Below are 25,036 nucleotides of genomic sequence, written 5' to 3'. Positions count from 1 at the left end.
GTGTTTATGGGAAATACAATTAAAACAGTTCTCCTCTTAGGTCTTTTATCAGGTATTCTTCTTGCATTCGGCAAACTGGTGGGTGGCACCACCGGAATGATATTTGCATTTTTCTTAGCTTCTGCAATGAACTTTGCAAGCTGGTTTTTCTCAGACAAAATAGTGCTCTCTATGTATGGTGCCAGAGAAGTTTCTCCTGATGATGCCCCTGAACTTCACGAAATTGTAGAAAAACTTTCAAAAGCCGCCGAAATTCCAAAGCCAAAGGTTGCCATAGTACCTATGGATGTTCCAAACGCGTTTGCCACCGGAAGAGATCCTGCTCACGGAGTTGTATGCGTTACCACCAAAATTATGGAGATTTTAAACAGAGATGAGCTTGAGGGAGTTTTAGCCCACGAGATAGCTCACATTAAAAACAGAGACACTCTTATCTCGGCTGTAGCAGCCACTATGGCAAGTGCAATAGTTATGCTTGCTGATATGGCAAGATGGATGATGTTTTTTGGTTTTGGAAGAAGAGATGATGAAGATAATGGCCTGGCTGAGACCGTAGGGCTAATTCTGATGGTGATACTTGCTCCTATAGCAGCGACTCTTATCAGATTGGCTATTTCCCGTTCAAGAGAGTATAAGGCTGATGAAGTGGGCGGTATAATATCACAAAAACCTGAAGCTCTTGCAAGTGCTTTAAAAAAACTTGAGCTTTATGCTAAAGGGCTTCCTCCTGGAGTTGTTGAAGCTGAAGTAAAACCTGTAACTTCTCACATGTTTATTGTGAATCCCTTTAAAGGTGAAGGTCTGGCTGCTCTGTTTTCCACTCATCCACCTACAGAAGAAAGAATCAGGCGTCTTCTTGAACTTGCGGAGAAACTTTTTGGCAGAGTTAGAGAGTTTTTCAGGTTTTAATTTTTTATGGAGAAATTATTGTTTAACAGAGAAAAGATAAATCTTGTATGGGAATATCTAAAAGGTTGTGCAAAGGTTAATTTAAAGCTGAGATTTGATCTTTTATCAATCTCGTATTTTCTCGGGAGATGGATTCCGTATGCTTTTACCGTTGGGATAGTTACAGGTTCCATAGCTGCGTTCATGGATCTTTTAATTGTTGAAATTAATAAACTTTTGTCGTTTCATGAGATTCTCTTTTTTATCTATCCTGTTTTAATTGCTCTTGTTGTTGGTTATACTCTTTTGATAGACCCTGTGGTTGGTGGTCCTGGGATAGGCTATGCTATAGTGCATCTTAAAACCAAATATTTTCTTCCTGCAAGGTTGATTTTTTTAAAGTTTATATCATCCACTTTAGTGCTGGCAGGAGGTTTTATCGCAGGAAGGGAAGGGCCTTCCTTTTTTATAGGTGTGGCTATAGGTGAATGGCTTGGGAAAGCTTATGGTTTTAGTAAAAAGTTTAAAAATATTTTAGGTCTTATCGGAGGAGGTGCATTTACCGGTGCACTGCTTAAAGCACCTCTTGGAAGTTCCATTTTTGCTATGGAACTTGAGAATATGTACGATTTTGATTATTCTCCGTTTGTTCCGATGATTATTGCTTCAATTACAAGTTATCTTACTTTTACATTTTTTAGAGGAGAAAGTGCTTTTATCTACCTTACAAAGAGACCTGTGTGGACGCTTGATAGCATTCCATATCTTGTTATTATGGGACTTGCCATCTCTTTTGTTATTTATATTTACACTTTTCTTTTTCATACAGGTTGTTGTGTTTCTCAGTTTTTTGAACCTTTAAAGAGGCCTTTAGTAGGCACTATAATTTCTCTGCCTGTGCTTTTTCTTCTTTATTTAGCCATTCATGATACTGAGATTTTATCAGCACCTGCGGATATGAGGATAGTTTCTCATATTGCCCAGATTCCCATTCCTATCTGGATAGATGTTGCAATAATTGTTGGAGTTATGGTTATTACAAGTTTAACTTTAGGATTTGGCATTCCAGGGGGACTTGTTCTTCCAAATTTGATAATAGGTGCTGCTATGGGTAATATGTTCGGCCATATCTTTCCTGACCAGATAGTTATGTTTTCTCTTGCAGGGATGGGAGCGGCTCTTGCAGCAGGAGCGAAAACACCTCTTGCGGCGATAGTTATGATTACCGAAATGAGTAATGCTGATGTTGTTATTCCTATGACTGCTGCTGTCATTACAAGCTATACTACAAGCTTTGGTTTTAGTTTATATCTTGGGCAGGAGATAGATATTAAACCGCTGATAAAAGGAGTAGGCTGTCGTGGAAAAAACACTTGATGGAAAAAAGATACTCCTTGGTATAACAGGAAGCATCGCTGCTTATAAAAGCATAGAGCTTTTAAGAGAGTTGCAGAGAAGGGGAGCTGATGTTTTTACTGCCGTTACCGAGGCCGGCTTAAAATTTGTTCCTGAAATTGCTCTTAAAACTCTTTCTGGACATGAAGTTTACAAAAATGTGGTTTCTGAAGATTCTCCAGAGATAAGGCATACCACTTTAGGTTCAACTGTTGACCTTTTTATAGTTGCACCGGCTACTGCAAACACAATTGCAAAAATAGCCTGTGGAATAGCTGATAATCCTGTAACTGCTACAGCGCTTGTTATGGGAAGAGGAATAATCTGTCCTGCGATGAATGTGAACATGTACAACAATCCTGCGACTTTGAAAAACATTGAAATTCTGAAAGAGAGAGGATATTTTGTTGTTGATTCTGATGAAGGTGAACTTGCCTGCGGAGTAAAAGGGAAAGGCAGGCTTGCAGATATCGGAAAGATAGTTCAGGCTGTTGAATCTTATTTTGTTCCAAAGTTCTTAAAGGGAAAAAAAATTGTTATTACTGCAGGTCCAACAAGAGAATATATAGACCCGGTAAGATTTATATCAAATCCATCTTCTGGAAAAATGGGGTATGCACTTGCCGAGATGGCTGTAGCTGCTGGAGCTGATGTTGTTCTTATATCTGGGAAAACATGTTTGAAACCTCCTTATAATCTAAGAAATTTTATTGAAGTTGAAACTGTTGATGAGATGAGAAGGGCTGTTTTAAAAAACCTTGAAGGAACAGATATTTTTATATCTGCTGCGGCGGTTGGAGATTTTACTCCTGTCCAGAAAGCAGAAAATAAAATAAAGAAAAATTGTGGCGAGTTTATTTTAAAACTAAAAAGAACTCCGGATATTCTTGCAGAGGTTTCTGCTTCTAAAAAAGTGAAAACGGTTGTCGGTTTTGCAGCAGAAACGGAAAACATTGTTGAAAACGCGAGAAAAAAACTTATGGAAAAAAATCTTGACTTTATTGTTGCAAATGACGTTAAAAAGGGGGTTTTCGGAAGTGATAAGACCTCCTGTATTGTTATTGGAGAAGATTTTGAAAAACGCTTTTCTGGAACTAAAAGAGAAGTAGCCTTTTCCATTTTAAAAGTTGTTGGCGGAATGTTGAATTGATAGCGGTAGTATTTGATTTTGATGGAACTATGGTGGATACTTATGATACGGTTATAGACGCTTACAATCAGCTTGCTCCATTTTTCAGGATTTCCAGAATAGAGAATAGAAATATATTAAGAGAATACTCCTTCTCCGAATTTATTAAAGAATACCGTATAGCATCCTACAAAGTTTTTCCGCTTATTTTGACTTTAAGATTTTTGATAAATCAAAGTAAAAAGGGAGGTAGCTTTACTGTTTTACCGGATGTAAAAGAGATTCTTTTTAAACTCAGAGAGAAAGGTTATTCCCTTGGTATAGTTTCTACAAACTCTTTTTCCTTTATAAGAACGGTTCTTGAGAGAGAAGGAATTTATCAGATATTCTCTTTTGTTAAAACTTCTCCTTTTCTATCGCGAAAGTGGAGGATTTTAAAAACTTTAAAAGAGAGATTTGATCAGGTTTACTATGTGGGAGATGAAGGAAGGGATGTTGTGGCGGCAAAAAAAGCGGGAGTGGTTTCTGTGGCTGTTACATGGGGGTTTAACACAGAAGAAAATCTTTTACGGTACAATCCCAATTTTATAGTAAGAAAACCTGCTGATATACTCAGCATAATTAATCTTTAAGCATGTTAAACAGTGTATCAAGAAACTTTTTTGTTTTCTTAAATGTTTCTTCACCAGGGTGCTTCTCTATTATTTTTTCAAAAATTTCTTTTCCCGGCTTTTTCTCTACTAACTTTTCCACCAATTTTTTTCCCGGCTTACGTTTTACAATTTCCTTAAAAGCTCTTTCTCCGGGTTTTTCTTTTATCAGTTTTTCAGCCAGATTTTTACCGGGTTTAAAGCAGCTCTCTCTGTTTGAGTTTTCCCTTAAAGGGAACTTTCCTTTTTCGTTTTTCTCTGTATTTTGGGTGCATGCTATTTTCTCTTTCAATGCTGTGGTTAATTTTTCTACCACAAAATTATGCTGTTGTTTTATCTCATGCTCAAGATTATCTGTTTCTGGAGCTTTCTCAATCCTCTTTATTATGTTTCCATTTAAAAATATGTTGGTAACTATTTTCTGTGAACTGCTGTAAAATTCTGTCTGAACATGGAATTTTTTACTTCCACAGCTTATATCCGAGTTTAAGGAATAGCCCAACTATACCCCCAGATAAAATTTAAGAAGCAAATTTCCTACAAATATTGTAAGATATCCACCTATGGAAAGAAAGGGTCCAAAAGGTATCGGAGTGTCTCCGTGCTTTTTCTCTTTTATTGAAATCAAGATTCCTACCACAGCACCAACCATTGATGCCAGCATAATAACGAAAAACACCTTTTTCCATCCAAGAAAAGCCCCTATTGTTGCAAGGATGTTTGCATCTCCGTAACCCATTCCCTCTTTACCTTTAATTATGTAATAGGTCTCTATTATAAAAAGTATAATTCCTGCACCAAGAGATGCTCCTAAAATAGAATCTATGAAAGTGTTTGTTTTTGTGAAGATTGAAAATGCCATACCGAAAACCATTGTGAAATAGCATGGTTTAACAGGAACCTGAAGTTCTTTTATATCTATAAAAGAGATAGCTATTAGAAACCAGGTCAGGATACTGTAATAAAAAGCATCAAAAGAGAGTTTAAATTTGAAAAATAGAAGAGCGGTAAAAATACCCGTTAATATCTCAACCATAGGATATATTGGAGATATTTTTTTTCCACAATAACGGCATCTTCCTTTAAGAAAGATATAGCTTAAAACCGGAATGTTGTCATACCACTTTATCAGGTGATTGCAGTGGGGGCAGTGGGAACCGGGAAAGATTATGGATTCTTCTTTCGGAATTCTGTATATACACACATTTAGGAAACTGCCAACTATCAATCCGAGAAAAAAACCGATAAAGACAGGAAATAGGCTGGAATATACCATTAATGGGTCTCCCTGGAGCTATTTTCCATTGTCATTAGAAGTCTTAAAAGAAACTCCTTCCACTTTTCAACGCCTTCTAAAAGTTCCTCTTTAAGAAATTTTATGATTTCTTCTTTATCTTCAAGTTCGTTGAGTTTTAAGATTTTTTCTTCAATATTTACCACAGCTTCTTCACTGTCTTCCAGCAACGGAAGAAAGTTGCTTCCTTTTTCAACTATCTCTACGGTTTTTAAAATAGAGTCTGTTATGTAATTAAGGTGCAGTCTGGCAAGGTCAGAAGATGTGTCAAAAGATTCAATCACAGCTTCCACAGCATTTTCCATTGAGTCAAGAGCTATCACAGAAAGCTCAATGTGTTTTTTTATAAAATTTGCTGTTGAGTCAGTGATTATGTTTATCTCGGAAACATTCTCTATAAAATCAAGCATATCAGGGGGTACCGGTTTTCCTTTTACTTCCACTGTTCTTATAACTCTGCTTGGGAAAAGATAATGAAATTCAACAAGTCTTAAGACTTCCTTTAATTTTTTGTATTTTTTTGTATCTATATTAATTACCTGTTCCTTTCCGTCTATTTTGAGTTTCATCTGTAAAAAACCTCCGGGAAAATTATAACGAAAATGTAAATTTAGGTTTTGACCTCTGGTTTGCCAAACAGATATCCCTGTCCTAAAACTTTCACTTTTTGGTCTGATGAAAGCTCTTCAAGTGTTTTTAAGATTTCACGGTTTTCAACATATTCTGCTACAACATGGATATTTAGAGTTCTGGCTATGGAAAGGACAAAAGACACAAATTCTCTATCAATTGGATTTATATTTATATCTCTAATAAACTTCCCATCTATTTTAACACCGTCAACTTTTATTTTTTCAAGTAGATGAAAATTAGCATAGTCAACTCCAAAATCATCAATAAATATTTTAAATCCGGCTTCTTTCAGGTATTCTATTTTTTCTTCAAGGTTTGAAATTAACGAAAGGTTCTGTCTTTCTGTTAATTCTATGACAATTTCTTTCGGATTGATGTTGTATTTATCTGCAGTGGTAATCAGGAAATTTAAGTTTCCTTCAAGAAGGGTATTTGAAACATTAACAGATATATTCTCTTTTATACCTGCTCTACTTTTAAAGTGAAAAACTTTGTCAATCACAATCATATCTATCTCTTCATCAAGGGAATAGGCATTTAAATTGTTAAAAAATACAGAAGCTGAAACTATGTCGCCGTGCTTATTTATCAATCTTGCAAGAGCCTCGTAGCCAAAAATCTGCTTTTCTGAAATATCAAAGATTTTTTGAAGTGCAAAGGTTATTCTTTTTTCCTCAATCGCTTCAATTACCTGTTTTATGTTTTCTCTTTGAATAAAGCACTGGTTCTTAACTTTTTCATCAAGAAGGTAAACCCCTGTTTTTTTTAATTTTTTATACTCTTTTAAAGCGTTTTCAAGAGTCCACATAAAGCATGAATATTCACAGGATTCCTCCAGTTTTGCTCCCACGCATATAAGTGGAATCTGCACTTTGCGGGATTTGCCCTGGAAATGGACTGTTGGAGAGTGTTTTTTTGCATAATCCACAACACTTTCAAGTTGAGCTTTTATGCTATCACTATTTTTTCCTTTTACAAAGACAAAAAACTGGTCTCCCTGTAGCCTGAAAACATTTTCTCCACTGTTTTGCCCCAAATTTTCCTTAAGAAGGTTGGAAACAAAAACAAGGATACTGTCTCCTGCTTCATATCCAAGGACAGTGTTTATATTGCCAAAATTTCTTATATCAACAATAAATCCATAGTGGTCTTTTTCTTCTCTGTACTTTTCAAAAAAGCTTGTTATTTTATACCTTGGAAATACACCTGTTATAGGGTCTCTTTCTATTAATTTAAGTTCTTCTTTCCTTATATTTAAAATGTATTCACCTATTGCAAAGAGCAGTTTTGATGCTGTTTTATATATTTGCTTATCTTTTTTATCCAGCCTACAGAATAGAAGTGTCAGTAATTTCTCCACAAACAGAGAATAAACTTCAAGAAAATCAACTATGTTAATACCTCTTTTCTCGTGAAGTTTTAAAATGGAGTTAACCATTAATATGAGGGTTTCTCTGCTAAACAAACTTTTGTAGAAGTCGTATATTGTTTCTGCGAACAGTCCTTTTGAAATTTGAGAGTTCTTTAAAAGCTTTCTGTATTCAGGAAATCTTCTGTCAATATACTCTTTAAGCTCTCGTCCTATGGAGATAATCTCTCGTTTTGTTATTATCTCCTGTAAAGGTTTAATAGTTTCAAAACAGGATTCTCTTATTTCATAACTCTCAAGAAATCTATTAAGTTTCAAAAGAACCCTCAAAGTTGATTATTAATTTATGGTTGAAAACTACTATAACAAAAATTTTTTCAAGTATCTACCTGTCCAGGTATCCATTTTTGCCACTTCTTCAGGTGTTCCGGTGGCAACAACTTTTCCCCCTTTATCTCCCCCTTCAGGTCCAAGGTCAATTATGTAATCGGCACATTTTATGAAGTCAAGATTATGTTCTATAACAATTACTGTGTTTCCCATATCAACCAATTTTTGAAGAACCTCTATAAGTTTTTTAACATCGTGGATATGCAGTCCGGTGGTTGGTTCATCAAGGATATAGACAGTTTTGCCTGTTGCCCTTTTTGAAAGTTCTTTAGCAAGTTTAATTCTCTGGGCTTCTCCTCCTGAAAGGGTTGTGGCAGGCTGTCCCAGTTTGATATAGGAGAGTCCAACATCGTATAGGGTTTTAAGTTTTCTTACTATTTTTTCATGATGTTTGAAAAATTCAAGGGCTTCTTCAACGCTCATTTCCAGAATATCGTGAATATTTTTTCCCTTATATGTTATCTCAAGGGTTTCTCTGTTGTATCTCTTTCCACCACAAACATCACAGGTTACGTAAACATCAGGAAGAAAGTGCATTTCAACCTTTATTACTCCGTCTCCTCTGCAGGCTTCACACCTTCCTCCCGGAACATTAAAGGAAAATCTTCCCTTTTTATAACCCCTTGCCCGAGCTTCAGGAGTAGCAGCAAAAAGTTCTCTAATAAGGTCAAAAACGCCGATGTAAGTTGCCGGGTTTGAGCGTGGTGTTCTACCTATCGGTGATTGGTCAACATTTATAACCTTATCTATGTGTTCAAGTCCTTCTATTTTTTCATATTTTCCCGGAATAGTTTTGCTTTTGTAGATCTCTTTGGACAGAGCTCTATAAAGAATATCATTGACAAGAGTTGATTTTCCAGAACCTGAAACACCTGTTACACATATAAAAAGTCCAAGGGGAAATTCCACAGTAATGTTTTTTAAATTGTGTTCTTTTGCTCCTATCACTTTTAGTGCCTTTCCTTGCGGTGTTCTCCTTTTCTCAGGAACAGGAATTTTAAGTTTCCCGGAAAGATACTTTCCTGTTATTGAGTTTTCATTGATTTTTATCTCTTCAGCCGTGCCTGTGGCAACAACTTCGCCACCGTGGATTCCGGCTCCCGGTCCCATATCAACTATAAAATCTGCATTTTCTATCGTCTCTGTATCGTGTTCAACAACTATTACTGTGTTTCCTATGTCCCTGAGCTCTTTTAAAGTGTTTATAAGTCTTTGATTATCCCTCTGATGCAGTCCTATGCTTGGTTCATCAAGGACATACAATACGCCGGTAAGCTTTGAACCTATCTGAGTTGCAAGCCTTATTCTCTGAGATTCACCGCCGGATAATGTTCCTGTTCTTCTGTCAAGTGTAAGGTAATCAAGCCCTACATCAAGTAGAAATTTAAGACGGTTTTTTATCTCTTTTAAAACTCTTTCAGCAATAATCTTTCTTTTACCTTCAAAGTTTAAATTTTCAAAAAATTTAAACGCCTCTGCTATGCTCATCTTCTCAATTTCAGCTATGTTTAGTCCTTCTATTTTTATAGAAAGAGCTTCTCTGTTTAAACGGGCTCCTTTACATGTATCACAGGGAACTTCTCTCATATATTCTTCTATATACTCTCTTACCGTTTCCGATTCGGTTTCTGCATATCTTCTCTCAAGATGTTTTATAATCCCTTCAAAGTAGTAAGGTTTATATTTCCCCCTGCTCCAGCCTATCGTATTTATTACCCTTACAAGACCTTTTTCCGCAAAGAGAATAAAATCAAGCTCTTCTTCACTGAGCTCTCCTATAGGTTTTATAATCGGAATATCAAGATATTCACAGGCAGTTGCTACCATGTCTTTTATGTATTCAAATTTACTGTTTTCCGCTATATTAAAAGCCATTATTGCCGGTTTATCCCAGTCTATGAGAAGGTCAGGGTCTATTTTAAGTTTGAAACCTATACCTCCGCAGGTGGTGCATGCACCTATCGGGCTGTTGAAGGAGAAAAGTCTTGGAGAAATTTCTTTGAAACTGAATCCACATTCAGGACACGCACCTTTTGTGCTGAAGGTTTCCTCATTTCCTGTGTCATAGTCTAAAACAACTACAAGGCCTTCAGAAAGGTTAACAGCTATCTCCACAGAGTCTGCTATTCTTGTTTTATCAGAGGATTTTACTTTAATTCTGTCAACAATAACATCTATGGAGTGTTTCACCCTCTTTTCAAGTTTTAGTTCTCTTGCTTCATCTATAGTGTATATTTTTCCGTCTATTCTGACTCTTCTAAATCCCTGCTTTTCAAGTCTCTCTATAAGTTTTTTGTGTTCTCCTTTCTGTTCTCTTACTACCGGAGAGAGAATCAGGATTCTTTTACCTTCAAATTTTAATATTCTGTCAACTATCTCCTGAATAGTTTGTGGTTGAATGGGAATATCACAGTTCGGACAGTATGGAGTTCCAGCTCTTGCAAAAAGAAGTCTTAAATAGTCGTGTATCTCTGTTGTTGTTCCCACTGTTGAACGGGGGTTTTTTGATACTGTTTTCTGCTCTATGGAGATTGCCGGAGATAATCCTTCTATAAAGTCAACATCTGGCTTTTCCATAAGTTGAAGAAACTGCCTTGCGTAAGAAGAGAGAGATTCAACATATCTTCTCTGTCCTTCAGCATAAAGGGTATCAAAGGCAAGGGAGGATTTCCCTGAACCTGAAAGCCCGGTGATTACAACAAGTTTATTTTTCGGAATTTCAAGATCAATATTTTTTAAATTGTGCTGCCTTGCACCTTTTATAATGATTTTATCTTTCATGGATAGAAAATTTAGGAATAATTTTATAATTGTCCATTGACAAATAGTAAAGGGGGCAGAGCCCCCTGAATTATTTTAAATCTTTTTTCTGGGTTTTAAGGAATGGCATCATCTCTCTTAATTTCTTTCCAACCTTTTCAATCGGATGTTCAGCCTCTATTCTTCTGTAAGCGTTTAAAACAGGATAGTTTGCCTGGTCTTCAAGAACAAATTCTTTTGCAAATTCTCCCTTCTGTATCTCTTCAAGAATCTTTTTCATCGCTTTCTTTGTTTCTTCTGTTACAACTCTCGGGCCTCTTGTGTAGTCACCATACTCTGCAGTTGTTGAGATTGAGTATCTCATTCCTGCAAGACCGTGCTGATACATAAGGTCAACTATAAGTTTAAGCTCATGGAGACACTCAAAATATGCAACTTCTGGCTGATAACCTGCTTCTACAAGTGTTTCAAATCCGGCTTTTACAAGTGCTGCTGTTCCACCGCAAAGAACCGCCTGTTCGCCAAAAAGGTCGGTTTCTGTTTCTTCTTTAAATGTTGTTTCAATAACACCGGCTCTTGTTGCACCTATTCCTTTTGCGTAAGCAAGGGCAACTTCAAGTGCTTTTCCTGTTGCATCCTGATGAACAGCAACAAGTGCCGGAACGCCTGCTCCTTCCTGATATGTCCACCTAACAAGATGTCCCGGTCCCTTTGGAGCTACCATGAAAACATCAACATCAGACGGAGGAACAATCTGATTAAAGTGGATATTAAACCCGTGGGCAAAAGCAAGTGCCATTCCCGGTTTCAGATTTGGCTTTACTGCCTCTTCATATACTTTTTTCTGGATAGGGTCTGGAAGGAGAAACATTATCACGTCCGCTTTTGCAGCAGCTTCTGCTGGAGATAGAACTTCAAATCCGTCTGCCTTTGCTTTTTCTGCTGAGTTTCCAGGCCTTAAACCGATTACAACATTAATTCCACTATCTCTAAGGTTAAGGGCGTGAGCATGTCCCTGACTTCCGTAACCTAAAATAGCTACAGTTTTTCCTTCAAGCGGTGCAAGAGAAGCATCCTGCTCGTAATATACTTTTGCCATATTACTACCTCCGTATTTTAGTTAAAAGTTTCTCCATGTAGTGCTCTTACCATGGCAACTCTTCCTGTTCTTGCCATCTCTTTTATTCCCATCGGCTTTATAAGTTCTATAAATGCGTCAATCTGGTCTTCATCTCCTGTAAGCTCAAGAGTGTAGGTGTCCTGAGAAATGTCTATTATCTGTGCTCCAAATATTGTTGTTATTCTCATAAGTTCTTCTTTCTTCTCTGAGTTATCGGCGTTAAGTCTCACTATTAGAAGCTCTCTGTCAAGTTTCTTTTTATCTGTAAGGTCTCTTACTTTAAAAACATCAACAATTCTTCTTAGCTGTTTGACTATCTGCTCAATCGTTTTTTCATCACCCTGAGCTACCATCGTTAATCTTGAAATTGTAGGGTCTTCTGTATGTCCCACATTAAGGCTTTCTATGTTATAGCCTCTCGCACTGAAAAGCTCAACTATTCTCGCCAGTGCTCCGGGATGGTTCTCAACCAACACGCTTATTATATGTTTCCTCTCTTTTTTACCCATAGCTACCTCTTAGCTAACAGCTTTTCTTGATTTTTTCTTTCCATAATCAGGAAGTATCATCTCGCTGACAGCAGCACCAGGAGGAACCATCGGGAAAACATCCTCTTCTCTGTTAACAACAAAATCTATAACTACCGGTCTGTCGTTAATTGCCATTGCCTCTTTCAAAACTTTTTCAACATCTTCAGGTTTCTCAGCTCGTAGGCCGATTCCTCCCATGCTTTCCGTTAGTTTAACGAAGTCAGGCTGGAATGCAATATCAACCTCAGAGTAGTTTCTATCATAAAAAATACCCTGCCACTGACGAACCATTCCAAGATAACGGTTGTTCAGGATGGCAATTTTAACAGGTATTTTGTAATTAGCAGCTGTAACTATTTCCTGCATGTTCATCTGAAAGCTTCCGTCTCCTGATATACAGAAAACCGTTTTATCAGGATTTCCTATCTGTGCTCCTATCGCCGCCGGAACACCGTATCCCATAGTTCCAAGTCCGCCTGACGTTGCAAGTTGCTTTGGCCTTTTGAATTTGTAATACTGAGCCGTCCACATCTGATGCTGACCGACGTCAGTTGATATTATTGCGTCTCCATCTGTAATTTCGTATATTTTCTCTATTACAAACTGCGGTTTTATTACCACATCACTTGGTTCATAATAAAGAGGGTATCTTACCTTCCAGTGTTGAACAAGATCCATCCACCTGTCCCTTTCAAGGGAGACTTCTCTGTTTTTCATAATCTGCTTTTCAACTTCCGGCAGCAGCTCTTCAAGAACAAGTTTTGCATCTCCAACTATAGGAATGTGAGCATCTTTAACTTTGCCGATTTCAGCGCTATCAACATCTATGTGAATAATCTTTGCGTTAGGTGCAAATTCAGCCACTTTGCCAGTAACCCTGTCATCAAATCTTGCACCTACAGCTATTAAAAGGTCGCACTCTGTAACTGCCATGTTTGCAGCGTATGTTCCGTGCATTCCGAGCATTCCAAGAAAGTAGGGATGAGTTCCAGGAATGGCACCAAGTCCCATTAATGTTGTTGTAACAGGTATCGTTACAAGTTCTGCAAGTTTGACTATAAGGTCTGAAGCATCAGCTTTTATGATTCCTCCACCTACGTAAAGAACGGGCCTTTTGGCCTGTGCGATAGCTTTTGCCGCTCTTTTTATCTGCCCCGGATGTCCTTTTTTAACAGGTTTATAACTTCTTATCTGAACAGGAGATCGGTATTCCTGCTCAAAGAAATCAGCAATACTTCTCATAACATCTTTAGGCAGGTCAACCAGTACAACGCCCGGCCTTCCGGTTTTTGCTATGTAAAAGGCTTTTTTGATGGTGTCTGCAAGGTTGTTAACATCTTTAACAAGGAAGTTATGTTTAGTTATAGGTCTTGTTATTCCGACTGTATCAACTTCCTGGAAAGCATCATTTCCTATCATAAATGTTGGGACGTTTCCTGTAAATGCAACTATCGGGACAGAGTCTATTTGAGCAGTAGCGATTCCTGTTACAAGATTTGTAGCTCCGGGACCTGATGTTGCAAAGCATACACCTACTTTGCCTGTTGTTCTTGCATATCCGTCAGCTGCATGGGCTGCTCCCTGTTCGTGTCTTGTCAAAATATGTTTTAAAGGAGTATAGGTTAGTCTATCATAAATATCCAGAACAGCTCCTCCTGGATATCCGAATATATACTCTACACCTTCAAGCTTTAACGCTTCTAAAAGTATTTCCGCTCCTGATAGTTTCATATTTGCCTCCTAAATCTTAGGGCGGGAGATTAGCACAGTTGATAAAGCTGAATAATATCATAAAATTTTTAGAGTTTACATACAACCTTTATAGCGAGGATGTTTAAAAAAACAACTATGGGATTGAAGGATTCTATAGACTTTGTTCTAAACAGAAAAGTATTTCCGAGGTTGCTTTGCAACCGAAGAATTTCAAACTTTTGAAGCTAAAGCAAGGAGAGTGTCTGTGGTAAGGAATGTTGATTGGATAGAACCTTATGAATTGTTTAAATATTTAGTATCAAAAGGTTTTCCTGTAAAACTGTTTCTTGATTCGGCTACTGTGAACGGTAAAACAGGAAGATTTTCTTTTATCTGTGTTGGGGAAAAAGAGAAACTTCTTCTTAAGACAGGAGATTTTGATGGATTTGAAAAGCTGAAAAAGTTTTACGATTCTTTAAAGAAAAAATATCCTGAAGATTTTGGTATTTTTGGTTATCTATCATACGATGCTGTTAGAGACATAGAAAAACTGCCTGATATTGCTACTGATGACATCGGTATGCCTGATATTCTTTTCTTTCTTCCTGAAACAACTTTTGTCTTTGATAATCTAAAAAAAGAGATAAAAATTTACGGTGATGAGGTTGAAATTTCAGGTAGTGGATTTAGCTTCAAACAGTTTCCTCCGTTTAATATTAAGTTTAAAGGTTTTAATATGTCAAAAGATTATTTTGTTTATGCTGTTGAAAAAATAAAAGAGTATATAGCTTCAGGTGATACATTTCAGGTTAATTTTTCTCAGAGACTTGATTTTGAAATTGAAGGTTCCAGTTTATCTTTCTACGACAGTTTAAGAAAAATAAATCCATCACCGTTTTCATTTTATTTTGACATTGATGGATTTGAGGCTGTTTCCTGTTCTCCAGAAAGGCTGATAAAAAAAGAGAAAAATGTTATTGAGACACGGCCGATAGCCGGCACAAGAAGAAGAGGAAAAAATAAGGAAGAAGATTTACATCTTTCAAGGGAGCTTCTTCTTTCTGAGAAGGAGCGTGCTGAGCATATAATGCTTGTTGATCTTGAGAGAAACGATATCGGGAAAGTTGCCCGTTATGGCACTGTTGAGGTTGATGAACTGATGGTGCTTGAAAGCTACTCCCATGTTATTCATATAGTTTCCAATGTAAAAGGAGAAGTTGATAGCAACGTTCATCCTGTGGATATTGTAAAAGCAATGTTTCCCGGGGGAACTATAACAGGAGCCCCTAAAGTGAGAACTATGGAGATTATTGAGGAGCTTGAACCAACAAGAAGGGCTCTTTATACCGGTTCTGTCGGTTATTTCTCTTTTGAAGGAAACCTTGATTTTAATATTGTTATAAGAACATTGCTTATAAAAGAAAACCGTGCATATCTTCAGGTTGGTGCTGGAATAGTATGGGATTCTGTCCCTGACCTTGAGTATAAAGAAACTATAAACAAGGGAAAAGCTTTTCTAACCGTAGCAGGAATTGATATTTTATAAGAAGTCGGAGGTGCTGTTCCTCCGACTTTAATTTAAATTGAATTTACTCTTCAACTTCTTCTTTCTCTTTTTTTGCGTTTTCAAGAAGTTTTGTTAGATCTGCCATTGTAGAGTTATCAAGTTTCTCTTCAATGATTGTTTTTATGAGTTTGTTAAGCTTTTGCTCGTTATTTCCGGCTATTCCGTAAAGGATGTAGTAAATCTTTTTAGGGAGAGAGATTTTTACAACTTTATTTGTTCTTTTTCCAGGTTTTCTTCCTCTTGCCATAATTCCTCCTTTTACTTTCAATTAGGAAATTTTTTGTTTTAACTTTTAATATTTTAATGTGTTGCTAATTTTAGCAAAAAAATTATTTTTGTAACACTGATAAAAACCATATTAAGATTGATTTCTCTTATTTATAAACGATTTTCAGTTCTTTGAGTGTATGGTTTCTATTTGTTTCTGTGCTTCAGTTTTAAGCTCATCGTAAACATTGTCTATCTCTCCATCTATAACTTTATCTTTTAATGTTTTCAGAATTTTTTTGAACACCGGCCCCGGCTTTAATCCCGTCTCTTTAAGGTCTCTTCCGGTGATTGCGAGTTTCATTTCTTTCCATTCTCCTAAAAAGTCAAGTAGCTTTAATCTTAATTTCTCTTTATCTGTTTTTGCGGCTATATAAAGGGTAAGCTCGTCAGGTTCACTTTTGAGAAGATTGTAAATTTCGCTGTTTTTTAGTTTTTCCTTTTCAAGTGTTTTAAGAAGTTGTTTTCCTCTATATATAAGGTTTTTTATAAGATCAACCTCCTTTTCAGGAATTGAAAAGTCTTTTAAAAGTTTTTCAAGCTCTTTTCCATGTATTCCTTCAAGAAACGCTGCAAAGTATATTATTGGATAGTTAACTTTTTTTCTGTTTCCAAAAGTTAACTTGTGCCAGTTTATAACTTTTCTTATCCTTTCAAAGAAATCTTTCTTTCTCTTATCCCAGATTATTCCAGAACTTATAGATTTTAAAATTCCATATTCTTTCATTCTGTTAACAATTCTTAATGGATTCTCCTCTTCAAAAATATGTTTTAGCTCAAGATAAACTCTTTTACCTTCAACTGTTCTGAAAAGGTTTTTCTTTACAGCTATTCTTAAAAGCTTTTCTGTATGTTTTCCAAGGTCAAATCTGTACCTTACTGCAAACCTTAAAGCTCTTAAAATCCTTGTCGGGTCTTCAACAAAACTTAAAGCGTGAAGAACGCGAATTTTTTTCTCTTTTATGTCCTTTAAACCGTTGAAAAAGTCTATCAGTTTTCCAAACTCTTTTCCGTTTATCTTTATTGCCAATGTGTTTATTGTAAAATCCCTTCTGAAAAGGTCTTTTTTCAGCGGAGCTGTATCAACTTCAGGAAGGGCACCTGGTGCACGGTAAATTTCTGTCCTTGCAGAAGCAAAGTCTATTCTAAAACCGTCCGGCAGTGTAACCGTTGCTGTTTTAAACTTTTCAAAAGAGTGGAGTTTCCCGTTAAGTTCTTTCGCTACTTTTTTTGCAAAAGAAGGTGCATCACCTTCAACCACAATGTCAACATCAAGATTTCTTCTTCCAATGATAAGGTCTCTTACAAATCCACCTATCACATAAGCGTTGATTTTTTCTCTGTCTGCTATTTCGCCTATTTTTTTCAGTAAATTAAATACCTTTTCAGGAAGTCTCTCTTTCATTATCTGTTTTACGTTTTTGTATCCTGGAGATGAAAGAGTTCTCTTCCTGTAAAATTTTTCCGACTCATCAATAATGTTCCTGTAAAGGTTTGTAAGAATATCTGTTCTTGTTATAACTCCGACTACTTTGCCGTTCTCTATCACAGGAACCAGTGTTTGTTGGTTATCTATTACTATTTTCTCCACAACTCCTACAGGAGTTTCAGGTGTCACATATTCAAAATCTCTTTCCATTATGAGAAAAACAGGTTCAGACTCTATTCCCATGTGAATCGCTTTGTCTGTAAGGTTCCTGTTTATTAAACCAACAATATTACCATCTTCGTCAACTACAGGAGCGGCGTTTATTCCCTGCTTCATCAAAAAGGAAAGTGCGTCTTTTACACTTACCGTTTCCTTTAAAACTTGAGCTGGTGTGGACATTATGTCTCTTGCAACTTTTGCAGGTTGCACAGTTTCTTTTAAAAGCTTTAAAACAAGTTCTTTTGCTTCATAAAGAGTTTTGTCTCTTATAACAGCAGATGCTGCTTCTTTGTGTCCGCCTCCTCCAAGTTTTTCTGCAACTTTTGAAACATCCACAAGAGGTGTCTTGGAGCGGCAAATTACAAAGATGGTGCCTTCTACTGAGATGATTGCTATCAAAGCTGGATAATTATTTATATCAAGTAGTTTACTTATAAGGTGGGCTATATCACCTACGTATCTGTCAAATTGAGCTGTTGTTATTGCAACTGTGTTTCCGTTTATCTCTTTGATTTCAATATTATCTTTCAGTATTTTTAAAATATCTATCTCTTCTGGCGATAGCTCTTTTGGCAGGTAATATTTAATGGTTTCCGGGTTTGCTCCTATTGAAAAAAGGTATGAACATGCCATAAGGTCAAGGGATGTTGTTCCAGGAAAAAGAAAACTTCCCGTATCAGAATAGATGCCAAGTGCCATTATTGATGCTTCAAGTGGAGATGGAATTATTTTACGGCTTTTTAAAATCATTGTTAAAAGCGATGTAACAGCTCCTGTTTCTTTAAAATAAAGCTCACTGTTTTCAAAACCTGAAACATCCTTTGTGTGGTGATCGTATATTATTACCCTGCAGTTTTCTGCTTCTATTATCTTTTTCACTACCTGTGGAATTCTGTTTATATCTGGAGTATCAACCACTATTACTGTTTCAATTTTTTCGCTTTTTTCAAATCCCGTTTCATCTACATATTCTATAAGTGAAGGATTTTCTTGAAGGACTTTAATTACATCCTTTCCCTTTGTTCCGGGAAGAATAACGGTTGCTTCAGGATAGAGCTTTTTTGCGGCGATTACAGCTCCAAGAGCATCAAGGTCCATGTTTTTGTGAGTTGTTATGATTTTTGCCATATATCCTCTTTCTATGGAACTAAATTAACAGGTATAATCTTCATATCTATTTTAACTTAAAAGAGGCCTGTATGTTTATAACAAGAAGAATTTTTAGGGAAGAAGAGCTTAAAAATTTCCTGTTAAATATAGGAAATACTCCTGCTGGTGCAGAAATTCTTTCAAAAAAAGGAAATGTTTACACTTTTGTGATTGAGGAAATAGATACAAGAGCGGCAAATATCTTAAAACAGGATGCGATAGCTTCTGGAGGAGATTGTGCCCTTCCACGGGAGGCTTCATCGTTTAAATGTACCACTTGCACGGCGGTTTTGATAGTTTCTTTAAGGTCTCTTGAAAAACTGCTTGAAAGATTGAAAAAACAGCCGTTTGGCTTGAAGTTTCTTGGTAAGGAGATAGAAAAGTTAGTTGCTGCTGAAAGAAAAAGCCAGTTCGAATTTGATGTTAATGGTAAAAAGCTGGTTCTTGATAAACCGGTGATTATGGGAATTCTCAATGTTACTCCTGATTCGTTTTCTGATGGGGGAAAATGGAACAGTGTTGACAAAGCCCTTTTCCGTGTTGAAGAGATGATAGAGGAAGGGGCTGAAATAATAGATGTTGGAGGAGAATCAACACGTCCAGGTTCTGAACCTGTTCCCATTGATGAGGAGAAAAGAAGGGTTGTTCCTATAATAGATGCTATAAGAAGACGGTTTCCGGAAATTTTTATCTCTGTTGATACGTATAAATCTGAAGTTGCAAAAGAAGCCCTTGATGCTGGTGCTGATATTGTTAACGATATAAGCGGGTTTCATTTTGATGAGAAGATGGCCGGGCTTGTTGCAGAAAGGGGTGTTCCTGCTGTTCTGATGCATATAAAAGGCACACCTAAAAATATGCAGAAGAATCCTTACTATAAAGATGTTGTTAAGGAGATATGTGAATATTTTGAAAAAACCGTAGATTCTGCTGTTGCTAAAGGGGTGAAAAGAGAGCAGATTATCCTTGACCCGGGTATCGGTTTTGGAAAAAGGGTGGAAGATAACCTTGAGATTTTGAAAAGGATAAATGAGTTTAAAAGATTCGGTTTGCCGCTTCTTCTTGGCACTTCAAGAAAAAGTTTTATCGGATTTATAACCGGTGAAAAAGACCCTGAAAATCGGGTTGCCGGTTCTCTTGCTTCTATTGTTAGAGGTGTTTTAAACGGTGTTAAAATCGTAAGGGTGCATGATGTAAAAGAAACAAGGCAGTTTATAGATATTCTTTTTGCTGTGGAAGAGGCTTAAATGTTTGATTTTGTTCCGCAGATAACAATAAGGGATATTGTTGATATTCTTATAGTTGCCTTCCTGATTTATAGAGTTCTTGTTTATCTTTCTAAAACCCGGGCTATACAGATACTGTTTGGAATAATGACGATTATTCTTATAAGCGTTGTTTCCAAGCTTTTAAATCTTTATACACTTTCTTTTCTTGTTAACAGTGTTTTAACCATAGGGATTTTTGCCATTATAGTGATATTTCAGCCTGAGATAAGAAAGCTTTTAGCAAGGCTTGGTGAAGGACAGTTAGGAGTTTTTTCAAAAAATTATGAAGCTCAAAGAGTTGTTGATGAGGTTACAAGAGCTGTTGTAACAATGGGAAAGGATAAGATAGGTGGGCTTATAGTTTTTGAAAGGAAAGTGAAGACAGATGCTTATACTGAAGCAGGCACAGTTATTGATGCGAAAGTATCAAAAGAGCTTCTTGTAACAATATTCTGGCCTGGAACTCCGCTTCACGATGGAGCTGTGATAATAAAAGAGGATAGAATCAGAAAGGCTGGAGTTTTTCTTCCTATTACACTGAATACGTCTCTTCCGCAGACTGTTGGAACCAGGCATAGAGCGGCTATAGGGATAACAGAGGAAACAGACTGTATTGCCGTTGTAATTTCTGAAGAAACCGGAAAAATTTCTATAGCTTATCACGGGAAGCTTATAAAAAACATTGAGCCACAAAGATTAAAAAGAGTGCTTCTTTCTCTACTTGCTCAGGATACCGAAAAGAAAAGTATAAAAGATGTTATTGTTACTTTTATAAAAGGTGGAAAGGTTGAAGAGAGTAATTGATTATATTTTTTACAACTTTCATTATAAATTACTGGCTATTGTTTTCGCTTTTCTTCTCTGGTTTCTTGCTGTGAAACAGGAAACAGTTGTTTCCAGAATTTCTCTTCCTTTGAAAATTGAAGTTTCATCAGACTTTTATGTGGTTTCTTACTCACCTTCAGAGATTGAAGTTGAAATTGAGGGTGCAAAAAGGTCAGTTGCGATGTTGAAAGAGGAAGGGAAAGCTGTATTGAAAGTTCCAGATAATTTTTTAGCTTCTTTAAATAGGGAGATAACCGTTCCTTTAAATCAGGATACAGTAACAGTTTTTCCCCAACTTCAAGATGTAACTGTAAAGAAATTTTATCCTGATAAAGTAAAAATTAAACTTGAAAAATTGGTTGCAAAACTTCTTCCTGTTAAAGTTATCTTTTCAGGAAAGTTCAAAAAAAGATATAAAGCTATTTTTGTTTCTCCAGATTATGTTACTGTATATCTTCCTCAATCAGAGGTTAAAAGTGTAAGATTTGTAGAGACAGAGCCTGTTGATGTTGATAGTATTTCTAACAGGGCAAGGGTTGTTCTAAAAATAGTTTCTCCCTACAAAGTTTTTCCTGCAAAAATAAATGTGGTAATTGAAAGGAGGAGATGATGCCGAAAAAGAAACTTTTTGGAACAGATGGGATACGGGCTATAGCAAATGAGTTTCCCCTTACACCTGAAATGAGTCAAAAAATAGGAATTTCAGCCGGATGTTATCTTAAAGCCAAATATCCAGAAACAAAACATACTGTTGTTATAGGTAAAGATACCAGGCTATCCTCAGATATGATAGTTACAGCCCTTATTTCAGGGCTTTTATCTACGGGAGTTGATGTTGTTTATCTTGGAACTACCACAACTCCTTCTATTTCATATATGGTAAAAAATCATTCCCTTTCAATGGGAATTATGGTTTCGGCCTCTCATAATCCTCCTGAGTATAATGGAATTAAGTTTTTTAACAATCTTGGGAAAAAATTTTCAGATATGGAAGAAGCCTCTCTTGAGCTTGTAATATTTAACAAATATGAACTACCAAAAGCAGCGTCCCTTGAGATAGGGCAGGTGTTTGATGGAAGGGGATATCTTGAAACCTATATTAAGTTTCTTGAAGAATCGGGAGTTTATCTTGCAGGTTTAAGAATTGCAATTGATTGTGCCAATGGAGCTGCATTTATGATAGCTCCGGAGGTTTTTCGTTCCCTTGGAGCTAAAGTGTTTGTTTATAATGCAGAACCTGACGGATTTAATATAAACGATAATTGCGGTGCTACTTATCCAGAATTTATATCTAAAAAAGTTCAGGAAATCAGGGCTGATATCGGTTTTGCTTTTGATGGAGATGCGGATAGGTGTATCGCCGTTGATGAAAATGGAAATGTGGTTGATGGAGACCAGATTATCGCTTTGCTTTCAGACTTTTACGGGAATGGGAAACCGGTAGTTGCGACTGTTATGAGCAATTTAGGACTTGAAAACTATATAAAATCAAAAGGGGTAGATTTTTACAGAACATCAGTTGGGGATAGAAATGTTGCAGAAAAGATGGATGAAGTTGGTGCTTTAATAGGAGGGGAACAGTCAGGGCATATAATTTATAAAAAAGAGATGGAAACTGGAGATGGCGTTCTTACAGCTGTTCTTCTTGCTTCAATTCTTAAAAAATCGGGAAAGCCTTTCAGTGAACTTGTTTCTCTTTTTAAGAAATATCCTCAAAAACTTGTTAATCTGAGGGTTTCAGAGAAAAAACCGATAGAAAGTCTTAAATACGTTAAAGAGGCTATTTCCCGCGGTAATGAGATTCTCGAAAATAATGGAAGAGTTTTAGTCAGGTATTCTGGGACAGAGCCAAAGGTGAGAATAATGGTTGAAGCTGAAAATGAGGAGCTTATAGAAAAAGTTATAAACATTATAGCTGAAGCGTTTGAAAAAGAGGGTATCGTTGAAAAATGAGAGATTAAAGCTTAAAAAGTATTTGGGACAACATTTTTTAAAGGATAGGAATATCATAAGGAAAATCGTAGATTCTCTTGACATAAAGGCAGGAGATACTGTTGTTGAAATCGGTCCGGGAGGAGGTGCTTTAACAAAAGAGCTTGTAGAAAGGAAACCAAAAAGGTTAATATGTGTTGAGATAGATGATGAGATGATAGATTATTTAAAAGAAACGTTTAGAGATTGTAGCTTTGTTGAAATTGTGAAAGGAGATGCTGTAAAGTTTGACTTTTCAAAGTGTGGAAACAGGATTAAAGTTGTAGGAAATCTTCCTTACAATGTTTCCACGGCAATTATCAGAAATTTACTTGATTATAAAAGTATTCTTGAAAGAGCTGTGTTTATGACGCAGAAAGAGGTTGCTGAAAGGCTTATTAGCAGAAAAGGGAAAAATTATGGTTACCTTCCTGCTCTTTTACAGAATTTCTTTGAGATAAAAAAACTTTTTGATGTTTCACCTAAGGTTTTTACACCTCCTCCAAAAGTCTGGTCAACAGTTTTTAAAATGATACCAAAGGACTTTTCACTTGATAAAGAAGAGCTTGAACAGTTTGAAAAATTTCTGAAAAAAGCGTTTTCAGGTCGCAGAAAAAAACTTAAAAACACCCTTGGAATTGAACTGTTAGAAATTTCCGATATTTTATCTTTAAGACCGGAAGATGTTTCACCTGAGGAGTTTTATAGATTGTTTACTACGTTTAAACAAAAAAATATCATTTAAGTTTTACCTTGCAAAAGGCAAGTGTTTTTTTTAAACCTATTTTATTTTTCACTTCCGAGGAACAGTCCTTTTGTCAGGTATCTTTGCAGGAATAGGAAAACCGCTAAAGCCGGAAGAAGTGAAATTACCGCTCCTGCCATTACTATTCCCCAGTTTGTTGCATCCTGTCCTGTAATCATCATTCTAAGCCCTATCTGTATCATCTGTTTTGAATTATCTCTTATTATTACCAGTGGCCACAGGTATTGATTCCAGACATAAACGAACTCTATTACGGTTAAAGCAGCTATTACGTTCGCAGACATGGGAAATAGAATTTTGACTGCGAACTGGAGAGGTCCTGCTCCTTCAACTTTTGCAGCATCAACAATTGCAGGGGATATCTGAAGGAAGTGCTGGCGGAAAAGAAAAGTTCCCGTTGCAGAGGCAAGAAATGGGATGGTAAGAGCAAGGTAGGAGTTTGACCATCCGAGTTTTGTAACTATGTCAAAAAGGGCGACTATCATTATCTCTGTTGGCATCATTAATGTTAGAAGGATAAAGATGAAAAGTGCTCTTTTAAATGGGATGTCAAAGTACACAAGAACTGTCGCTGCAAGAAAAGAGATAACTATTTTTCCTGCTGTTACAGCTATGGCGATGAAAAATGTGTTAAGCATATACTTTCCAAGATGGTACATGCTCCATGCAGTTTTGTAATTTGATATTAAAGCTTTTCCTATTGTGAATTTGGGAGGGTATGAGAAAATTTCTGCCGGTGTCTGTGTTGAAAATATAAAGGCGGTGATTACAGGTAGAGCTATGATTAAGATACTTATTATCAGAAGGGTGTAGGTAATGAGTTTCAAACTTTTACCTTTCATAGTGAACCATCCTTTTAGAAACTTTCATCTGGATAAGAGTTAGTACTACAACACAGGTAAAAAGGATAACAGATTCTGCTGCTGCAAGACCTGTTTTAAAGTACTCAAAACCGTCTCTGTAAATGCTGTATATTATTACCGTTGTGCTGTCGGAGGGACCTCCTTTCGTTATAAGATCTATGAAAGTAAAACTTTCAAAGAATGCTGCGATAGTGTTCGTTACGATTAAAAACAGGGTGATAGGAGAAAGCATAGGAAGAGTTACTTTGAAAAACGTCTGGAGGATGGATGCACCTTCCACTTTTGCCGCTTCAATTATCTCTTTTGGTATGTTTTGGAGTGCAGCAAGGTAAAATACCACATTGTAACCGATCATCTTCCACACAAAAGCGGTTATTACAACTCCCATTGCAAGGGTGCTTTTTGAAAGCCATGGAGGGGATATATCAAGTAGATGTTTTAACAGATAGTTTACCATTCCGGACTGTTCATTAAAAAGGAACAGGAATATGACGCCGGCAACAGCAGGAGGAAGAGAGTATGGCCATATAAGCAGAATACGGAATAGGGATTTTCCTTTCAGTTTTTGATTGGCAAGAACCGCAAGAAAAAGTCCTATTACTATACTTACCACCACGCTTATGAGTACAAAAATTCCAGTATTAACAAATATTTTCCTGTATTCAGCTGACAAAAAGATATCCCTGTAATTTTCAAGTCCTACGAACTGTTTTGATAGACCGAGAAAAGCAACACGATACATTGACATCTTGAATGTTTCAATAGTTGGATAGTATAAGAATAGAGTTAGAATGATCAAGGTTGGGAGGATAAACAAAAGTGCAGTTATTTTACTTCTATAGAGGCTGTGTTTGTTCATATC

The 25,036-nt window shown here is 36.5% G+C and carries 22 protein-coding genes; 10 read left to right on the top strand and 12 right to left on the bottom strand.

The window, feature by feature from the left end; translation table 11 throughout:
- Positions 1-6: 6 nt before the first annotated feature.
- The 4 genes from CHB58_RS02460 to CHB58_RS02445 are packed head-to-tail and all read left to right on the top strand — an operon-like array spanning position 7 to position 4,044.
- The gene (locus CHB58_RS02460) at positions 7-909 is read left to right on the top strand and encodes a zinc metalloprotease HtpX (RefSeq protein ID WP_089322519.1); all 903 of its coding nucleotides are present in this window, start codon (positions 7-9) and stop codon (positions 907-909) included.
- An 18-nt stretch (positions 910-927) separates the two neighbouring features.
- On the top strand, positions 928-2,265 hold the full coding sequence (locus CHB58_RS02455) for a chloride channel protein (RefSeq protein WP_245807318.1): 1,338 nt from the start codon (positions 928-930) through the stop codon (positions 2,263-2,265).
- A complete protein-coding gene (gene coaBC / locus CHB58_RS02450; protein WP_089322517.1) occupies positions 2,249-3,433 on the top strand; it encodes a bifunctional phosphopantothenoylcysteine decarboxylase/phosphopantothenate--cysteine ligase CoaBC in 1,185 nt (394 codons plus the stop codon). The genes CHB58_RS02455 and coaBC overlap by 17 nt, the downstream gene beginning before the upstream one ends.
- Positions 3,430-4,044 (top strand): HAD-IA family hydrolase, encoded by a 615-nt coding sequence (locus CHB58_RS02445; RefSeq protein ID WP_089322516.1) that lies wholly within the window; start codon positions 3,430-3,432, stop codon positions 4,042-4,044. The genes coaBC and CHB58_RS02445 overlap by 4 nt, the downstream gene beginning before the upstream one ends.
- On the opposite strand, the gene CHB58_RS02440 is transcribed toward CHB58_RS02445, so the two are convergent.
- The 8 genes from CHB58_RS02440 to ilvB form a co-directional block, all read right to left on the bottom strand.
- Positions 4,034-4,564 carry a hypothetical protein gene (locus CHB58_RS02440; RefSeq protein WP_089322515.1) on the bottom strand — a complete coding sequence of 177 codons (531 nt, stop codon included), beginning with the start codon at positions 4,562-4,564 and terminating at the stop codon, positions 4,034-4,036. The two genes, CHB58_RS02445 and CHB58_RS02440, sit on opposite strands and share 11 nt — an antisense overlap.
- Positions 4,565-5,338, bottom strand: a complete 774-nt coding sequence (locus CHB58_RS02435; RefSeq protein ID WP_089322514.1) for a prepilin peptidase — start codon at positions 5,336-5,338, stop codon at positions 4,565-4,567.
- On the bottom strand, positions 5,338-5,925 hold the full coding sequence (locus CHB58_RS02430) for a hypothetical protein (RefSeq protein WP_089322513.1): 588 nt from the start codon (positions 5,923-5,925) through the stop codon (positions 5,338-5,340). Before CHB58_RS02430 ends, CHB58_RS02435 begins: the two co-directional genes overlap by 1 nt.
- A 41-nt stretch (positions 5,926-5,966) precedes the next feature.
- Positions 5,967-7,676, bottom strand: coding sequence for an EAL domain-containing protein (locus tag CHB58_RS02425; RefSeq protein WP_089322512.1), 1,710 nt, complete (start codon positions 7,674-7,676; stop codon positions 5,967-5,969).
- A 42-nt stretch (positions 7,677-7,718) separates the two neighbouring features.
- The gene (uvrA, locus tag CHB58_RS02420; protein WP_089322511.1) at positions 7,719-10,529 is read right to left on the bottom strand and encodes an excinuclease ABC subunit UvrA; all 2,811 of its coding nucleotides are present in this window, start codon (positions 10,527-10,529) and stop codon (positions 7,719-7,721) included.
- A gap of 70 nt (positions 10,530-10,599) precedes the next feature.
- A complete protein-coding gene (gene ilvC / locus CHB58_RS02415) occupies positions 10,600-11,607 on the bottom strand; it encodes a ketol-acid reductoisomerase (protein WP_089322510.1) in 1,008 nt (335 codons plus the stop codon).
- Between the two features lie 17 nt (positions 11,608-11,624).
- Entirely contained in the window at positions 11,625-12,137 is a 513-nt protein-coding gene (gene ilvN, locus CHB58_RS02410; RefSeq protein ID WP_089322509.1) for an acetolactate synthase small subunit, read from the bottom strand.
- Between the two features lie 9 nt (positions 12,138-12,146).
- Positions 12,147-13,889, bottom strand: coding sequence for a biosynthetic-type acetolactate synthase large subunit (gene ilvB, locus CHB58_RS02405; protein WP_089322508.1), 1,743 nt, complete (start codon positions 13,887-13,889; stop codon positions 12,147-12,149).
- A gap of 220 nt (positions 13,890-14,109) precedes the next feature.
- Between ilvB and CHB58_RS02400 the strand changes: the two genes are divergently transcribed.
- Positions 14,110-15,396, top strand: a complete 1,287-nt coding sequence (locus CHB58_RS02400) for an anthranilate synthase component I family protein (RefSeq protein ID WP_245807317.1) — start codon at positions 14,110-14,112, stop codon at positions 15,394-15,396.
- 43 nt (positions 15,397-15,439) lie between these two features.
- Here CHB58_RS02400 and CHB58_RS02395 read toward each other — a convergent pair whose 3' ends face one another.
- Positions 15,440-15,664, bottom strand: coding sequence for a hypothetical protein (locus tag CHB58_RS02395; protein WP_180706402.1), 225 nt, complete (start codon positions 15,662-15,664; stop codon positions 15,440-15,442).
- A gap of 144 nt (positions 15,665-15,808) precedes the next feature.
- A complete protein-coding gene (locus tag CHB58_RS02390; protein WP_089322506.1) occupies positions 15,809-18,460 on the bottom strand; it encodes a CBS domain-containing protein in 2,652 nt (883 codons plus the stop codon).
- Positions 18,461-18,531: 71 nt separating this feature from the next.
- Between CHB58_RS02390 and folP the strand changes: the two genes are divergently transcribed.
- From folP to rsmA, 5 genes are read left to right on the top strand one after another with little or no spacing between them, the layout of a single operon-like run.
- Positions 18,532-19,728: a dihydropteroate synthase gene (folP, locus tag CHB58_RS02385; RefSeq protein WP_089322505.1), complete on the top strand. Its 1,197-nt coding sequence runs from the start codon at positions 18,532-18,534 to the stop codon at positions 19,726-19,728.
- Positions 19,729-20,553 carry a diadenylate cyclase CdaA gene (gene cdaA / locus CHB58_RS02380; protein ID WP_089322504.1) on the top strand — a complete coding sequence of 275 codons (825 nt, stop codon included), beginning with the start codon at positions 19,729-19,731 and terminating at the stop codon, positions 20,551-20,553.
- Positions 20,537-21,184 (top strand): CdaR family protein, encoded by a 648-nt coding sequence (locus tag CHB58_RS02375; RefSeq protein ID WP_089322503.1) that lies wholly within the window; start codon positions 20,537-20,539, stop codon positions 21,182-21,184. The genes cdaA and CHB58_RS02375 overlap by 17 nt, the downstream gene beginning before the upstream one ends.
- Positions 21,184-22,527 (top strand): phosphoglucosamine mutase, encoded by a 1,344-nt coding sequence (glmM, locus tag CHB58_RS02370; RefSeq protein WP_245807316.1) that lies wholly within the window; start codon positions 21,184-21,186, stop codon positions 22,525-22,527. Before CHB58_RS02375 ends, glmM begins: the two co-directional genes overlap by 1 nt.
- Positions 22,517-23,290: a 16S rRNA (adenine(1518)-N(6)/adenine(1519)-N(6))-dimethyltransferase RsmA gene (gene rsmA, locus CHB58_RS02365; RefSeq protein WP_089322501.1), complete on the top strand. Its 774-nt coding sequence runs from the start codon at positions 22,517-22,519 to the stop codon at positions 23,288-23,290. Before glmM ends, rsmA begins: the two co-directional genes overlap by 11 nt.
- Before the next feature lie 41 nt (positions 23,291-23,331).
- On the opposite strand, the gene CHB58_RS02360 is transcribed toward rsmA, so the two are convergent.
- Positions 23,332-24,153 carry a carbohydrate ABC transporter permease gene (locus tag CHB58_RS02360; RefSeq protein WP_089322500.1) on the bottom strand — a complete coding sequence of 274 codons (822 nt, stop codon included), beginning with the start codon at positions 24,151-24,153 and terminating at the stop codon, positions 23,332-23,334.
- Positions 24,143-25,033: a carbohydrate ABC transporter permease gene (locus tag CHB58_RS02355; protein WP_089322555.1), complete on the bottom strand. Its 891-nt coding sequence runs from the start codon at positions 25,031-25,033 to the stop codon at positions 24,143-24,145. Before CHB58_RS02355 ends, CHB58_RS02360 begins: the two co-directional genes overlap by 11 nt.
- Positions 25,034-25,036: the final 3 nt, after the last annotated feature.

The organism is Desulfurobacterium atlanticum (assembly GCF_900188395.1).
GTDB classification, from domain to species: domain Bacteria; phylum Aquificota; class Aquificia; order Desulfurobacteriales; family Desulfurobacteriaceae; genus Desulfurobacterium_A; species Desulfurobacterium_A atlanticum.
This window is presented reverse-complemented; position numbering and strand designations above follow the sequence as displayed.

Coding starts and splice junctions, on each gene's coding strand:
- CHB58_RS02460 (WP_089322519.1), top strand. CDS start 7: ATGGGAAATACAATTAAAACAGTTCTCCTCTTAGGTCTTTTATCAGGT.
- CHB58_RS02435 (WP_089322514.1), bottom strand. CDS start 5,338: ATGGTATATTCCAGCCTATTTCCTGTCTTTATCGGTTTTTTTCTCGGA.
- CHB58_RS02430 (WP_089322513.1), bottom strand. CDS start 5,925: ATGAAACTCAAAATAGACGGAAAGGAACAGGTAATTAATATAGATACA.
- uvrA (WP_089322511.1), bottom strand. CDS start 10,529: ATGAAAGATAAAATCATTATAAAAGGTGCAAGGCAGCACAATTTAAAA.
- ilvC (WP_089322510.1), bottom strand. CDS start 11,607: ATGGCAAAAGTATATTACGAGCAGGATGCTTCTCTTGCACCGCTTGAA.
- ilvN (WP_089322509.1), bottom strand. CDS start 12,137: ATGGGTAAAAAAGAGAGGAAACATATAATAAGCGTGTTGGTTGAGAAC.
- ilvB (WP_089322508.1), bottom strand. CDS start 13,889: ATGAAACTATCAGGAGCGGAAATACTTTTAGAAGCGTTAAAGCTTGAA.
- CHB58_RS02395 (WP_180706402.1), bottom strand. CDS start 15,664: ATGGCAAGAGGAAGAAAACCTGGAAAAAGAACAAATAAAGTTGTAAAA.
- CHB58_RS02390 (WP_089322506.1), bottom strand. CDS start 18,460: ATGGCAAAAATCATAACAACTCACAAAAACATGGACCTTGATGCTCTT.
- folP (WP_089322505.1), top strand. CDS start 18,532: ATGTTTATAACAAGAAGAATTTTTAGGGAAGAAGAGCTTAAAAATTTC.
- cdaA (WP_089322504.1), top strand. CDS start 19,729: ATGTTTGATTTTGTTCCGCAGATAACAATAAGGGATATTGTTGATATT.
- glmM (WP_245807316.1), top strand. CDS start 21,184: ATGCCGAAAAAGAAACTTTTTGGAACAGATGGGATACGGGCTATAGCA.
- CHB58_RS02360 (WP_089322500.1), bottom strand. CDS start 24,153: ATGAAAGGTAAAAGTTTGAAACTCATTACCTACACCCTTCTGATAATA.
- CHB58_RS02355 (WP_089322555.1), bottom strand. CDS start 25,033: ATGAACAAACACAGCCTCTATAGAAGTAAAATAACTGCACTTTTGTTT.